Raw genomic sequence first — 13707 nt, 5'->3', positions numbered from 1 at the left:
TGTTCATGGCTGACGTTGCATTGCGGAAGGTGGTCAAGCGTTACGACGATGTCGAGGCCGTGCGCGGTATCGACCTTGATATCGCCGACCATGAGTTCATCGTGCTGGTCGGGCCCTCCGGCTGCGGCAAGTCGACCACGCTGCGCATGATCGCGGGACTCGAGGATATCAGCGACGGCGACATCATGATCGGCGGCGACATCGTCAACGACGTGCCGCCCAAGGACCGCGACATCGCCATGGTGTTCCAGAACTACGCGCTCTACCCGCACATGACGGTCGCCGAGAACATGTCGTTCGGACTGCGGCTGAAGCATTATCCCAAGGCCGAGATCAAGGCGCGGGTGACGGAAGCGGCACGTCTCCTGGACATCACCGATCTGATCGACCGCAAGCCCAAGCAGCTCTCCGGCGGTCAGCGCCAGCGCGTCGCCATGGGGCGCGCCATCGTGCGCAATCCAAAGGTCTTCCTGTTCGACGAGCCGCTGTCCAATCTCGACGCCAAGCTGCGGGTGCAGATGCGGATCGAGATCAAGAAGGTGCACCAGAAGGTGCGCACCACCACCGTCTACGTCACCCACGACCAGGTCGAGGCGATGACGCTGGCCGACCGCGTGGTGGTGATGAACAAGGGTCGCATCGAGCAGATCGGCACGCCGAACGAGCTCTACCACAAGCCGGCGACGCGCTTTGTCGCAGGCTTTATCGGCTCGCCCGCAATGAACTTCATCCCGTGCCGGCTGGAAGATGCCGGCAGCACGCTGCAGATCCGCCTGACCGACCGCATCGCCTTTGCGCTGCCGCCGGCGCGCGCCGCGCGCTACAACGCGTTGCCGCGCAGCGACAAGCTCCTGCTCGGGGTCCGGCCGGAGCATCTCACCGAGGCGCACGCGCATCTGGATCCCGGCATCGAGAGCTTCGATACCGTGCTCGACGTGACCGAGCCGATGGGGATGGAGACGCTGGTCTATTTCGGGCTCGACGGCACGCCGGTCTGCGGCCGCGTCAATCCCAATGCCGGCGCCAAGGACGGGGCTCCCATGCGTTTGGCGATGGACCTCAATAACATGCACCTGCTAAACGAGGAGACCGGCGTCGTACTGTGACGCCGCTTCAAGAAACGCAAGCAGGCGGGGAGCAATGGCGACCAACAAGAAGAAGATTTTCGTTACACAAACTTTGTCGCAAGGGGCACGCACCCTCCTCACCCGGCGGGACGATATCGAGCTCGTCGAGTTTCCGAACCTGATCTCCGCCAAGGATTTCGAGGCCTTGCTCAAGAGCCATGCGCCGGTCCACGGCGTGGCGCTGGGTGCCACGGCCTTCGGCGAGACGGAGCTCGAGGCATCCAAAGACATGAAGGTGGTGACCCGGATCGGCGTCGGCTACGACGCCGTCGACGTGCCCGCCCTCTCCCGCCGCAAGGTGCCGCTGATGGTCGCGGGCAGCGCCAATTCACCGTCCGTCGCCGAACAAGCCCTGTTCATGATGCTGACGCTGGCCAAGCGCGCGAATGAAATGCACGCCTGCGTCAAGGACGGCCAATGGGCCAACCGCCTCGCCATGCTGCCGTTCGACCTCTACGGCAAGACCGTGCTGATCGTCGGCTTCGGCCGCATCGGCACCCGCACCGCCAAGCGCTGCCTGGCGATGGAGATGAAGGTGCAGGTCTATGATCCCTACAAGGGAGCCGCCGAGATCAAGGCCGCCGGCTGCGAGCCGGTCGCGGATCTCGACGCGGCGCTGCCCAATGCCGACTTCGTCACCATCCACTGCCCGAAGACGCCGGAAACCATCGGCCTGTTCGATGCCGTGCGGATCGGCCGGATGAAGCCGAGATCCTATCTCATCAACACCGCGCGCGGCGGCATCGTGAAGGAGCCTGCGCTGTACGACGCCCTTGTCTCCGGCAAGCTCGCCGGTGCCGGTATCGACGTGTTCGAAGTCGAACCGCCGCCGGTCAGCAATGCGCTGTTCGCGCTGCCCAACGTCATCATGGCCCCGCACGTGGCGGGCGTCACCGTCGAGGCGGTGAGCCGCATGAGCGAGCAGACCGCGCGCAACATCCTGAGTGTACTGGACGGCGATCCGATCCGGCAGAACATCATCAACCAGGACGTGCTGGGCTAAGGTGAATCCGAAGGCGGCCGCACCGCCCGCCTTCGGATGGCCAGAATGCGTCCCATTTTGGCGCAGATCGGGCCCCAACTCAGCCTTAATCAAACCCGCGTAATGTATCCGGCCGCGGCGGCAGTGGGACAGACTTTGCCGGCCGCGTCGAGCTGGAGGATGGACCTTGTCAGAGATCGACCCGACCGACCAAGCGCTGGCGACCATCGCCAGCATTTTCGAGCACCCCGAGCCCGTTCTCGTCGTCCGCGACACCGAGACGGAAACGGTGGCCGCCGATGACTATGCGGTCGCAGACGAGCATCATGCCTCCGACGATCATCAAGCCTCCGACGAGCATCCGGTGGTCGAGGAGCAGCCGCTGGTGCCCGACCACACCGACGCCGACGGCTACAGCAAGGTCGGTCCCGGGCCGATGGTGGCGATCCGCCTGAAATGGGCGGTCCATCGCGGCGACGACGGCCAATACTACGTGCACGAAACCATCGGCGAGCAGTCCGCCCCCGTGGTCAGCGGCCCGATGACCAGCGAGGCCGCCGTGCATTTCGTCGACGAACACCAGAACGAGGCGCATCGGCGCTTCGAGCTGCTGCGCAGCGAGATCGCCGGCCGCAGCTCGCTCGCCGACTACGAGCGCAAGGGCGAAGCATAATTATTTGCGGCCGTATCTCTCCGTGCACCTCTCCCGAAGGGAGAGGGCAATCGCAAATGGCATTTTGCACGACCTGAATGCGCGCCTCGTCCTTCGAGACGACCGCTTCGCGGTCTCCTGAGGATGAGGCTAAGCGGCATCGGTGCTCGTCAAAACTACGGCCGTACGCTCGGTCCTCATCCTGAGGGCCCGCCAACGGCGGGCGTCTCGAAGGATGGCCACAGGGAATCGCTCTCATGTGCGATAGCCCTGCCGTTAAACACCAAGTCTACTTCCTTCCCAGGAAATCCTTCTTCACGAGCTCGACGCCCGCGTGCCGCAGCAGGTCGTACGCGGTCGTGACGTGGAAGAAGAATTGCGGGATGCTGTTGGTGAGCAGCAGTGTCCGCCCGGTAAAGGGCAGCTCGGTGCCATTTTTGAGCTTGAAGAAGACCTTCAGCTCCGCCGCCGCATCGATCTCGGCGCGCGGCAGGCTTTCAATGAATTCGATTGAGGTGGCGATCCGCGCCTGAAGCCCGGCCATGTCGTGCTCCAGCGGCGGCAGCGCGACTGGTTCGCACTGCGCCAGCAAGGCCGGAGCGACGGTGGCGTGGCGGCAGGCCTCGCCGATCTGCTGCGCCAGATCGTACATGTTCGGCGCCATGCGCATGCCGAGCAGGACCGCCGGATTGAACTTGCGGGTCTCCGCATAGGCAACGCCCTTGTCGAGCAGGACGGAGACATTGCGCAGGTAAGGCACGAACAGGCCGACCGAGGCCTCGTACATCGAGATCGTCACTTCGAGATTCCCTTCAATTCCGCCTCGCCAGAAACTGGCATCTGGTCTAAATCCACGTTCAAGAGCTGCACAATGACAGCTTGGGCATAGGTGGAAAAGAGATGACCGTTCGAATAACCGTTCGAATCCTGGCGGCCTTGGCCGTGATGTTGCTGCCAAACCTCTCGGCGCACGCGCAGCAGCCGGCGCCCTCGCGCCTCGACGAGATCATCAAGCGCGGCACGTTGCGCGTCGGCATGACCGGCGACTACAAGCCCTTCACCTACCTGGACAAGGCCACGCAGCAGTTCTCCGGTTTTGACGTCGACATGGCGGAGGCGCTGGGCAAGGCGCTCGGCGTCAAGGTCGAATACGTAGCCACCGCCTGGCCGAAGCTGATGAAGGATTTCGAGTCCGACGCGTTCGACATCGCGATGGGCGGCGTCTCGGTCACGCTTGACCGCCAGAAGAAGGGCTATTTCACGATGCCGATCATGCGCGAGGGCAAGACGCCGATCGCGCGCTGCGCCGACGCCGGCAAGTATCAAAGTATCGCCGACATCGACAAGAAGGGCACCCGCGTCATCGTCAATCCCGGCGGGACCAATGAGCGTTTCGCGCGCGCCAACGTCAAGGACGCCGACATTACCGTCTTCCCCGACAACACCGCGATCTTCGACGAGATCGCCAAGGGCAACGCCGATCTGATGATGACGGACGCCTCCGAGACCCGCTATCAGCAGAAGCAGCATTCAGGCGTGCTCTGCGCGGTGCACCCCGAAAAACCGTTCGACTTCTCGGAGAAGGCCTACTGGCTCCAGCGCGACGTCGCGCTGAAGGCTTTCGTCGACCAGTGGCTGCACATCTCCATGGAGGACGGCAGCTACAAGAAGATCTACGCCGCCTGGTTCGACTAACTCGCGTTCCTGTCGTTGCCCGGTCAAACTTTGGGCTGGCTCCGGGTCTATTGAACCCGGAACCGCCAGAAGGCGACTCATACCGAGAAACAGTGATCTAGATCACTTTTCGCGATCGCGCCGGGGCGTAAGCCTCGGTGCGGGGACCACCTGTTCGGGAGATGGAAATGAGGAAGCTGTTGGCCACGGCCGCATTCCTTTTGGCGAGCACCGCTGCGCAGGCGCAGTACACTTTCGAATATGGCGGGCGCACCATCCGCATCGATCCGGACCGCGGCACGGTGCAGATCCCCGGCGTCTACGACAACACCGGTCAAGGCAAGGCCAAGAAGGCCAAGAAGAACGACACGAAGCCAGACCAGCAGGCGCCGCAGCAGGCTAAGGTCGATCCGCAAACACCGGCTGCCCCGGCTCCGGCGCCTGCTCCAATCGTAGCGCCGCCCGCAGTGGAGCAAGCTCCTGCTGCACCTGCCCCCGCAGCCGCGGCACCGCCTCCCGCCGCGCCGCCACCTCCGGCCGCCACGGCAAACAATGCGCCGACCGAAGATGCGATGGTGCCGCCGCCTCAACCGGCTCCAAGCGCTGCCCCGGCGGTTGCCGCGGTACCGCCCGCACCGCCTCCGCCGCCGGCTCCGACCGTCGCAGCAGCACCTCCGGCACCTCCGGCACCGCCCGCGCCAACTGCTCCGGCTCCGGCGCCTGCCCCCGCGCCCGTTCAGGCCGCCGCCGTCGCGCCGCCGGTTCCGGCAGCAGCGCCCGCGCGCGATCTCAATTCACCGCTCGGCGTCTGGCTTACCGAGGAGAAGGAAGGCAAGGTCCGCATCGAGCAGTGCGGCAATAACCTCTGCGGCTATTCGGTCGACAGCAAATCGAACCAGAACGGCGAACAGGTCCTGATCAACATGAAGCCCGGCAAGGATCAGAACAAGGACCAGAAATGGTCCGGCCGCATCCTCGATCCCAACACCGGCTCGACCTACGACTCGACGATCGCGCTGAAGGGAGGCGACCGCCTGCGCGTGCAAGGCTGCGCCTTCGGCGGCATGTTCTGCGGCGGCCAGACCTGGACGCGTGTGAACTAGGCTCGCACCTCGCGCGCGTGACGGTCCTCACATCGCCGGTTCCGCGCCCGTGACACGATCCCCCGCATGGTCAATCCCAAGGGGCGCGTCATGAACGGATTTCGCACAGCACTCTTCGCCACCATTATCGCCATCGTTGTCCCGCTCGCGCAGGCGGATGCCGCGGGCTCGACTTTCGACGGCGCATGGAATGTCCGCATCTCGTCATCGAGCGAGACCTGCGGCAACGGCGCGACCGTCGCGATCGGGATCAACAACGGTCAGATCGCCTCGAGCAGCGCAGCCGTGACGGCGTCCGGCCGCGTCGCGGATGCCGGCGCCATCAACGTCACGCTGAGCACGGGTATCAAGCACGCCGTCGGCTTCGGCCGGCTCAGCGGCACCTCCGGCTCCGGCACCTGGCGCGGCGCCCTGTGCACGGGAACGTGGACCGCTGAGCGGATGTAATCAGCCGACCGCCACGCCGTATTCGGCGTCCGTCACCGGCTCGAGCCACGTCGAGAACACCCCGTCGAGCGCTTCCTGCATGGCGATGTGGCACATGCTGTTGCCTGGCGAGGCGCCGTGCCAGTGCACTTCACCCGGCGGGATCCACACGGTGTCGCCGGGACGGATTTCCTGGACCGGGCCGCCCTTGGTCTGGACGCGGCCGACACCCGAAATCACGTAGAGCGTCTGCCCGAGCGGATGATGATGCCAGTTGGTGCGGGCGCCCGGCTCGAACGAGACGCGCGAGACGTTCAGCCGCGCCGGCGCAGGCGCCATGTTGATGGGGTCCTGCAGCACGGTGCCGGTGAAGTGTTCCTTGGGCGCGCGGCGGGTCGGCCGCGTGCCTGCGAGCGTGATGTCCATGGGGGTCCTCGTTTCCTGTTACTTCTTGCTGGCGGCGTAGCGCGCCTTGGTCTCGGCGTTCATGGGATAGAGGCCCGGCAGCGCCGCGCCGTTGTTCACCTCGTTGACGATCCAGGCTTCCATCCGCTCCTGCTCGACGCCTTCATTGAGCACGTGTTCGAGCATCGCCTGCGGGATCAGCACGCAGCCGTCCTGGTCGGCGACCACGATGTCGTTCGGGAACACGGCGACGCCGCCGCAGCCGATCGGCTCACCCCAGCCGACGAAGGTGAGGCCCGCAACCGACGGCGGCGCGGCATAGCCGTCGCACCACACCGGAAGATTGGTGCCGAGCGTGCCCTCGACGTCACGCACGACGCCGTCGGTGACGAGCGCGGTGACGCCGCGCTTCATCATGCGGGCGCAGAGGATATCGCCGAAGATGCCGGCGTCAGTAATGCCCATGGCGTCGACCACGGCGACGCAGCCTTCCGGCATCGCCTCGATCGCGGTGCGGGTCGAGATCGGTGACGACCAGGATTCCGGCGTCGCCAGATCCTCGCGCGCCGGGACGAAGCGCAGCGTGAAGGCAGGGCCTACCAGGCGCGGCAGGCCCGGGCGCAGCGGACGCGCGCCGCGCATCCACACATTGCGCAGGCCCTTCTTCAGCAGGACCGTGGTGATGGTGGCAGTGGTGATGCCGGCGAGGGTCTTGCGGGCTTCGGGGGACAGCGACATGGAAACAGACGAGCTCCGGATGGGCGGGAAAGAACGCGCGCATCTTGCGAGCCGCGCGCCTGCCGTCAAGGCCCAAAGCCCTGACAAGAACGCGGCCCAGCCGGGCTGTTATGCGACGCGATAACAAGGCTTTATCGCGACCCCTTGCATTAATTTATTGGACTTGCGGGCGCATTTACGCGAAGCAGGGTGATGCGGAACTCAAGGCCGAGCCCGCGCTTTTCCAAAGGCCCGATGTCGACATCTCATGGCCGCGACGCTTCCCCCGCCCCGCCTTCTGCCCAGTGGCGACAGCGCCGTCACGGTCGAGTTCAGCCGCACCATTGACGACGCCGCCAACGAGCGCGTGCTCGCGCTGGACAAGGCGCTGCTAGCCACACCCATCGAGGGCATCTCCGAGACCATCCCGACCTATCGCTCGCTGCTGGTGCATTACGATCCCGGCAAGATCGGGTTTGACGCGCTTTGCGAAAAGCTGCTCCCGATCGCTGGCCGGCCGCTGCCACCGTCGACCAAGGCGCGGCGCTGGCGCATTCCCGTCGCCTATGGCGGCGAGCACGGCATCGACCTCGAGGATGTCGCGAAAGCGCTCAACACCACGCCCGACGACATCGTCGCCCGTCACGCCGGCGGCGACTATCGCGTTGCCATGATCGGCTTCACGCCGGGCTGGTCCTATCTGAGCGGTCTCGACAAATCCCTGCACATGTCGCGACGGCAGAACCCGCGGCTGTTGACGCCGGCCGGCACGATCTCGATCGGCGGCATCCAGGCCGGAATCCAGTGCCTGGCCGCTCCGAGCGGCTGGCACCTGCTTGGCCGCACGCCGGTCAGAACCTACCAGCTGCACCGGAATCCGACCTTCCTGACCGAACCCGGTGATCGCGTGACGTTTTTTGCCATCGACCACAAGACGTTCGAGGAGCAGGACCGCGCCGCGGAAGCCGGCGAGATCATAGCCGAGCGGGTAGACGCATGAGCCGGCTCATCGTCGCCAGCATCGGGCCTGCAAGCTCCGTCCAGGACGGCGGACGCCACGGTGCGCAGCGCTATGGCCTGACGGTCAGCGGCGCGATGGACCGGCTGGCGCTGGCGGCGGCGAACACGCTGGTCGGCAACGAGCCGCTCGCAGCCGCGGTCGAGATCGGCCCGTTTGGCGCCGCGTTCACCGCCAAGGATGGCGCCGTGCGCGTCGCCATCGCGGGCGCACCGCGCAACGCCGACATCGCCGGGCGGCCGGTGGCTATGGAGACATCCGTCACGCTGAAGGACGGCGAGACACTGACGCTGGGTTTCGCCCGCGGCGGCGCATTCACTTATCTCGCGATCGAAGGCGCCATCAAGGGCGAGCTGGTGTTCGGCAGCCTTGCGGTGAATGCCCGCGCCGGTCTCGGCAGCCCCTACCCGCGCCCGCTCGAGGCCGGCGACGAATTCACGGTCGATACCGCGAGCGGCGCGCCGGAATTGCGGATCGAACTGCCGAAGCCGGTGAGCGGTCCGATCCGCGTCGTGCTGGGGCCGCAGGACGACGAGTTCGATGACGCCAACAAGGCCCTGTTCCTCGACAGCGAGTGGAAGATCTCGGCGACCTCCGATCGCATGGGCTACCGGCTCGAAGGTCCCGCGATCAAGCATCTGCACGGCCACAACATCGTCTCCGACGGCACCGTCAACGGCAGCATCCAGGTGCCCGGCAACGGCGCCCCGATCGCGCTGATGATGGATCGCGGCACCTCCGGCGGCTATCCCAAGATCGCAACCGTGATCACGGCCGATGTCGGCCGGCTCGCCCAGACCTCGGCCGGCACGGCGTTCCGCTTCAAGGCCGTCCCCATGGCCGAGGCGCAGGAGGAGGCACGCAAATTTCAACAGCTGATCCGCACCCTGCCCGATCGCCTGCGCTCGTCCGACACGGTCGAGCTCAACATCGAGGCGCTCAGCGATGCCAACGTCGCGGGCTATGCGGTGAGCGCGATGGATGCCGGGACCTGGCAGGTGACGGCCGAGCCTTAGACAACAAGACCAAAGGCGGAGAGCAACCATGAAGACGATCGATCTCAATTGCGACCTCGGCGAAGGTTTTGGCGCGTGGGAGATGGGCAACGACGCCGCCATGATCGACCTCGCTAGCTCGGTCAACGTCGCCTGCGGCTTCCATGCCGGCGACCCCGACATCATGCGGCGGACGGTCGAGCTGGCGAAAGCGCGCGGTGTCTCCGTCGGCGCTCACCCCGGCTACCGCGACCTGCACGGTTTTGGCCGGCATCCGATCGCCGGCCTGAAGTCATCCGAGATCGAGAACCTCGTCGCCTACCAGATCGGCGCTCTGCAGGCGATCGCGACCGCGGCCGGCCACAAGGTCACCCATGTGAAGGCGCATGGCGCGCTGTCCAACGTCGCCTGCGAGGACGACATGACAGCGAAGGCGATTGCCGCCGGCATCAGGGCGGTCGACCCCAGCCTGATCTTCGTGGTGCTTGCCAACTCGAAGCTGGTGAAGGCCGGCGAAGAGGCCAACCTGCCGATGGTGCACGAGGTGTTCGCCGACCGCGCCTATGAGGACGACGGCAACCTGGTCTCGCGCAAGAAGCCCGGCGCGGTGCTGCACGATGCCAAGGCGATCGCCGATCGCGTGGTGCGCATGGTGCAGGATGGTGCGGTGGTCTCGGTGACGGGCAAGGTCATCAAGATGCGCACGGACACGGTGTGCATCCATGGCGATACGCACGGTGCGGTCGAGATCGCACGCACTTTGCGTCAGTCGCTGAAGGATGCGGGGATCAAGGTCGCGCCGTTCAAGCGCGGGTGAGACGCCTCGTTAGAACGGGTGCACCGACAAGGTGCCGAACACGATCGCGGCGATGACGGCGAAGGCGCTGTAGAGCCCGATGTGATGGGCGTTCGCCGCGGTCCGACGCGAGAGCGAGCGCGCGTAGAAGTGCAGCCTGGCTTCCGCCGACAGTTCGCGCATGGTCGATCTCCAACGCCGCATTTGCGGCATTATCAGGGATCGACCCGGGTAGCAGGCAAGACGGCCGCGCAAATAGCGATATCGGTGCTCTGAAGAGCGCATATCGCAGGAATAAATTCTCTTCGCCCGCCGGTTCCAAGAATCTTATTCGTTAAACTCCGAGCCAGCTGGAACCGGCTCGGATGACACGGGAATGACAGCGGAAGAAAAGGGCTTAGTAGACGTCAGCCTGGAAGCGGCCCTTCTTCTTGAGATCGGCGACAAAACTGACGGCCTCGTCGGTCGAGCGCGCGCCGAACTGGGCGACGATGTCGACCAGCGCGCGCTCGACGTCCTTGGCCATGCGCTTGGCATCGCCGCAGATGTAGAGATGGGCGCCCTCGGCAAGCCACGTCCAGACCTCGCGACCGAGCTCGCGCATACGGTCCTGCACGTAAAACTTCTTCTCACCGTCGCGCGACCAGGCGAGCGACAGGCGCGTCAGAAGGCCTGAGGTCTTCATCGCATTGAGCTCGTCGCGATAGAAGAAATCGCAATCGCTGCGCTGATGGCCGAAGAACAGCCAGTTCTTGCCCTGCGCGCCGGTCGCCTTGCGGTCGAGCAGGAAGGCGCGGAACGGCGCAATGCCGGTGCCGGGGCCGATCATGATGATCGGAATCTTCGGATCCTCCGGCAGGCCGAAACCGTGCGCCTTCTGCACATAGACCTTGAGCTTGTCGCCCTCGTTGATGCGCTCGCCGAGGAAGGTCGAGGCGACGCCGACGCGCTTGCGCTTGCCGATGACATAACGCACGGAATCGACCGTCAGCGACAGCTTTCCGGGCGTCGCATGGTGCGACGACGAGATCGAGTAGAGCCGCGGCTGCAGCGGCTCCAGCGCCTCGACGAAGGCTTCCGGATGCGGCCGCGTGCCCGAGAATTTCTGCAGCGCGGCCATCACGTCGAGCGTTGCCGCATCGCCATCGGGATCCTCGCCCTGCGCCAGCGCTCGCGCCTTCTCGCGCTGCGCACCGCCGGTGATGAAGGAGAGCAGCTCGAACAGCTTGTCCGGCGCCGGCGACAGCGAGACGTCCTCGACCAGCGCCTCGCGCAGCGTCTTGTTGTTGACCTTGGTGGTGTGGGACGCCCCGAGCAGCGCGATGATCTGGTCGACGAGACCGAGATCGTTGCGCGCGAACACGCCAAAGCTGTCGCCCACGACGTAGTCGAGCTTGCTCTCGGAGAGATCGAACTCGACGTGATAGGTCTCCTTCTCCGAAGCGCCCTTGTTGAGCAGGTGCCGCGACAGGAAGGTCGCTTCAGCCGGATTTTCGCGGGCGCGGCCGGGCGCGGCCTTCACCTCCGGTGCAGCCGGTGCACTCGCGACCGCGGCCGCCCCTGCCGCAGGCTTTGCGGCCGGCGCCTTGTCGACCTCCTCGAAAAGCTGCTTGAGCATCCGCGCCGTCTCCTTGCCGCCGGGGGCGCAGAGGTTGAGGCGCGCTTCGCTCTTGTTGGCGATCGAGTCCGAATAGTCGGCGCAATTGTAGCCGCACTGACCGCAATCCTGCTGCGCCATCGCCGCCATCATGCGGCGGCGGAGCGGACGTCCTTCCGCGAGCTTCATGCGGTCGGCGATCGCCATCGCCGGATCGTGCCAGGGCGCCTCCCCGTCATCGCCATCGCCTTGCGGGACGAGCATGACTCCGTTCTCGATCGGCGACAGCGCCGTCGAGCCGTCGAGGCCGAGCATGCCGACGAGAAACCCGTTCAGCCACAGCCGCTGGCCCTCACTGAACGGGGCATTGGCCGGAATGATCTCGATCGTGGGAGGCAGGGTCATCTGGGTCATGCTGCGACTTCCGCTTCGGCCAGTTTGCGCAAGGCTTCGCCGTCATGGCGACGGGAGAAGGTCAGGAACGTCTCTTCCGGCGAGGCGCGATTGGCGAGATAGGCCTTGAGCAGGCTCTCGACGATCTTCGGAGCATCCTCGGCCTTCACGTTTTGAAACACCTCCTGCCCGATATCGGCATCGGGACCGAACCCGCCGCCGGTGAAGAGGTGATAACCCTCGACCGTGTCCTCTTCGCTCGCGCCCGGCACCTTGGCCGCAATCAGGCCGATGTCGGAGATATAGTGCTGCGCGCAGGAGTGATGACAGCCGGTCAGATGGATGTTGAGCGGCGTATCGAGATTGACGCGCTCGTCACACCAGTCGCCGATCGCGGCGGCATGACGCTTGGTGTCGGAGGCCGCGAACTTGCAGCCGGCATTGCCCGTGCAGGCGATCAGGCCGGCGCGGACGTTCGAGACTTCAGTGGCGAGGCCGAGCTTCTCGACCGCGGCGGTGACGAGCGCGACATTCTCGTCGCGCACGCCCGAGATCAGCAGGTTCTGCCAGACCGTGAGGCGGATATCGCCGTCGCCGAGATCCTGCGAAATCTTCGCGAGGCCGCGCATCTGCCCGCAGGTGAGCTTGCCGACCGGCAGCGCCACGCCGACCCAGTTGAGCCCGGCCTGCTTCTGCTTGTGCACGCCGATATGGGCCATGCGGTCGGACAAGGGGCGCGACAGAAGCGCCTCGGCCGGCACACGTGCGAAAGGCTTCTTCAGCCGCTCCTCGACCAGCTTGAGGAAGCCGTCGTGCCCCATATTGTCCAGCACGTATTTCAGCCGCGCCTTGTTGCGGTTGGTGCGGTCTCCATGCTCGATGAAGACGCGCACGATGGCGTCGGCAACAGCGGTCGCGTCCTCAGGACGAACGACGATGCCCGAATATTTCGCAAAATCCTTGTGACCGGTGATGCCGCCAAGGCCGAGCTTGAACCAGATTCCGGGTTCGACGCCAAAGCCGTCCTTCACCTCGACCGCAGTGAAAGCGATGTCGTTGGTCTCCTCCAGCGCGGCGATCTTGCCGGCACCGTCGAAGGCAACGTTGAACTTACGCGGCAGGCCAAACAGCGAGCGGTCGTTGAGGATGTGGTAGTGCCATTCGCGTGCGTAGGGGCGCGTGTCGAGCAGCTCCTGCGGATCGATGCCGGCCGTCGGCGTGCCCGTGACGTTGCGGATGTTGTCGGCGCCAGCGCCGCGCGAGCACAGGCCAATGTCCTGGACGCCCTCGATCAGCGCCACCGCGTTCTTCGGCTCGATCTCGCGGATCTGGAAGTTGGCGCGCGTCGTAACGTGGGTGTAACCGCCGCCACAGCTTTCCGCGATGTCGGCGAGGCCCGACATCTGCCAGTGCTTCAAAATGCCGTTGGGAATGCGCAGGCGGGCCATGTAGGAGGTCTGCGCCGGCGCGACCCAGAAGATGCCGTAATAGCGCCAGCGGAAATTGTCCGCCGGCGTCGGGTTGGCGTTGTTGCGCGCCTGGTCCTTCAAGCGATCATAGGCATCGAACGGATGCAGCTCGCGCTTGAACTTCTCCTGGTCGGCGAGCTTCTTGCCCGCCGCCGTGAGCTTGTCCTGGGCCTTGATCGCCGCAGCGTCCGGCCCCATCGGCTCCGAGGGAGCGTTGGCCGCAGGCGCGCCGCCGGCTGCAAAGGCGCGCCCGACACGTCCGACCTGCATGCCGGACATGAAACCTTCGAGGTAGCGCTTCTGCTCGTCGGAGAAATCGGCCGTGGGTGCTGTATCGAATTTCATGGGCTGAA

Annotated in this window: 15 protein-coding genes; 9 read left to right on the top strand and 6 right to left on the bottom strand. The window is 65.4% G+C overall.

Going from position 1 to position 13707, the window contains the following annotated elements; translation table 11 throughout:
- Positions 1-5 precede the first annotated feature (5 nt).
- The 3 genes from ABID58_RS21715 (at position 6) to ABID58_RS21705 (ending at position 2782) form a co-directional block, all read left to right on the top strand.
- The gene (locus ABID58_RS21715) at positions 6-1106 is read left to right on the top strand and encodes an ABC transporter ATP-binding protein (protein ID WP_354034479.1); all 1101 of its coding nucleotides are present in this window, start codon (positions 6-8) and stop codon (positions 1104-1106) included.
- Positions 1107-1140: 34 nt separating this feature from the next.
- Complete coding sequence (locus ABID58_RS21710) at positions 1141-2130, top strand: hydroxyacid dehydrogenase (RefSeq protein WP_354034477.1); 990 nt, start codon at positions 1141-1143, stop codon at positions 2128-2130.
- 166 nt (positions 2131-2296) lie between these two features.
- Positions 2297-2782 (top strand): hypothetical protein, encoded by a 486-nt coding sequence (locus ABID58_RS21705; protein ID WP_354034475.1) that lies wholly within the window; start codon positions 2297-2299, stop codon positions 2780-2782.
- A 268-nt stretch (positions 2783-3050) separates the two neighbouring features.
- On the opposite strand, the gene ABID58_RS21700 is transcribed toward ABID58_RS21705, so the two are convergent.
- Complete coding sequence (locus ABID58_RS21700) at positions 3051-3548, bottom strand: DUF1993 domain-containing protein (RefSeq protein WP_354034583.1); 498 nt, start codon at positions 3546-3548, stop codon at positions 3051-3053.
- Positions 3549-3661: 113 nt separating this feature from the next.
- Here ABID58_RS21700 and ABID58_RS21695 point away from each other — a divergent pair, with 113 nt between their 5' ends.
- The 3 genes from ABID58_RS21695 (at position 3662) to ABID58_RS21685 (ending at position 5985) form a co-directional block, all read left to right on the top strand.
- Positions 3662-4456, top strand: coding sequence for a transporter substrate-binding domain-containing protein (locus tag ABID58_RS21695; RefSeq protein ID WP_354034474.1), 795 nt, complete (start codon positions 3662-3664; stop codon positions 4454-4456).
- Between the two features lie 167 nt (positions 4457-4623).
- A complete protein-coding gene (locus tag ABID58_RS21690; protein WP_354034472.1) occupies positions 4624-5538 on the top strand; it encodes a DUF2147 domain-containing protein in 915 nt (304 codons plus the stop codon).
- Between the two features lie 90 nt (positions 5539-5628).
- Positions 5629-5985, top strand: coding sequence for a hypothetical protein (locus tag ABID58_RS21685; protein WP_354034470.1), 357 nt, complete (start codon positions 5629-5631; stop codon positions 5983-5985).
- On the opposite strand, the gene ABID58_RS21680 is transcribed toward ABID58_RS21685, so the two are convergent.
- Both ABID58_RS21680 and ABID58_RS21675 read right to left on the bottom strand, forming a co-directional pair.
- Positions 5986-6390: a (R)-mandelonitrile lyase gene (locus ABID58_RS21680; protein WP_148749270.1), complete on the bottom strand. Its 405-nt coding sequence runs from the start codon at positions 6388-6390 to the stop codon at positions 5986-5988.
- Between the two features lie 18 nt (positions 6391-6408).
- Positions 6409-7107 (bottom strand): ribonuclease activity regulator RraA, encoded by a 699-nt coding sequence (locus ABID58_RS21675; protein ID WP_354034468.1) that lies wholly within the window; start codon positions 7105-7107, stop codon positions 6409-6411.
- A gap of 247 nt (positions 7108-7354) precedes the next feature.
- Here ABID58_RS21675 and pxpB point away from each other — a divergent pair, with 247 nt between their 5' ends.
- The 3 genes from pxpB to ABID58_RS21660 are packed head-to-tail and all read left to right on the top strand — an operon-like array spanning position 7355 to position 9916.
- Positions 7355-8086 carry a 5-oxoprolinase subunit PxpB gene (gene pxpB / locus ABID58_RS21670; RefSeq protein WP_354034466.1) on the top strand — a complete coding sequence of 244 codons (732 nt, stop codon included), beginning with the start codon at positions 7355-7357 and terminating at the stop codon, positions 8084-8086.
- Entirely contained in the window at positions 8083-9120 is a 1038-nt protein-coding gene (locus tag ABID58_RS21665) for a 5-oxoprolinase subunit C family protein (protein WP_354034464.1), read from the top strand. Before pxpB ends, ABID58_RS21665 begins: the two co-directional genes overlap by 4 nt.
- Positions 9121-9148: 28 nt before the next feature.
- On the top strand, positions 9149-9916 hold the full coding sequence (locus ABID58_RS21660) for a LamB/YcsF family protein (RefSeq protein ID WP_354034462.1): 768 nt from the start codon (positions 9149-9151) through the stop codon (positions 9914-9916).
- A gap of 9 nt (positions 9917-9925) precedes the next feature.
- Here the strand turns inward: ABID58_RS21660 and ABID58_RS21655 are convergent, their stop codons facing one another.
- The 3 genes from ABID58_RS21655 to ABID58_RS21645 all read right to left on the bottom strand — a co-directional run bounded on the left by ABID58_RS21655 (position 9926) and on the right by ABID58_RS21645 (position 13699).
- A complete protein-coding gene (locus ABID58_RS21655) occupies positions 9926-10078 on the bottom strand; it encodes a hypothetical protein (RefSeq protein WP_187434626.1) in 153 nt (50 codons plus the stop codon).
- A 214-nt stretch (positions 10079-10292) separates the two neighbouring features.
- Positions 10293-11906 (bottom strand): sulfite reductase subunit alpha, encoded by a 1614-nt coding sequence (locus ABID58_RS21650; protein WP_354034460.1) that lies wholly within the window; start codon positions 11904-11906, stop codon positions 10293-10295.
- Positions 11903-13699: a NirA family protein gene (locus ABID58_RS21645; RefSeq protein ID WP_354034458.1), complete on the bottom strand. Its 1797-nt coding sequence runs from the start codon at positions 13697-13699 to the stop codon at positions 11903-11905. Before ABID58_RS21645 ends, ABID58_RS21650 begins: the two co-directional genes overlap by 4 nt.
- Between the last annotated feature and the right edge of the window lie 8 nt (positions 13700-13707).

Source organism: Bradyrhizobium sp. S3.2.6, from assembly GCF_040546885.1.
In the GTDB taxonomy this organism is placed as follows: Bacteria; Pseudomonadota; Alphaproteobacteria; order Rhizobiales; family Xanthobacteraceae; genus Bradyrhizobium; species Bradyrhizobium cytisi.
Note: the sequence above shows the minus strand (reverse complement) of the source record. Positions and strands in the feature narration are given on the sequence as shown.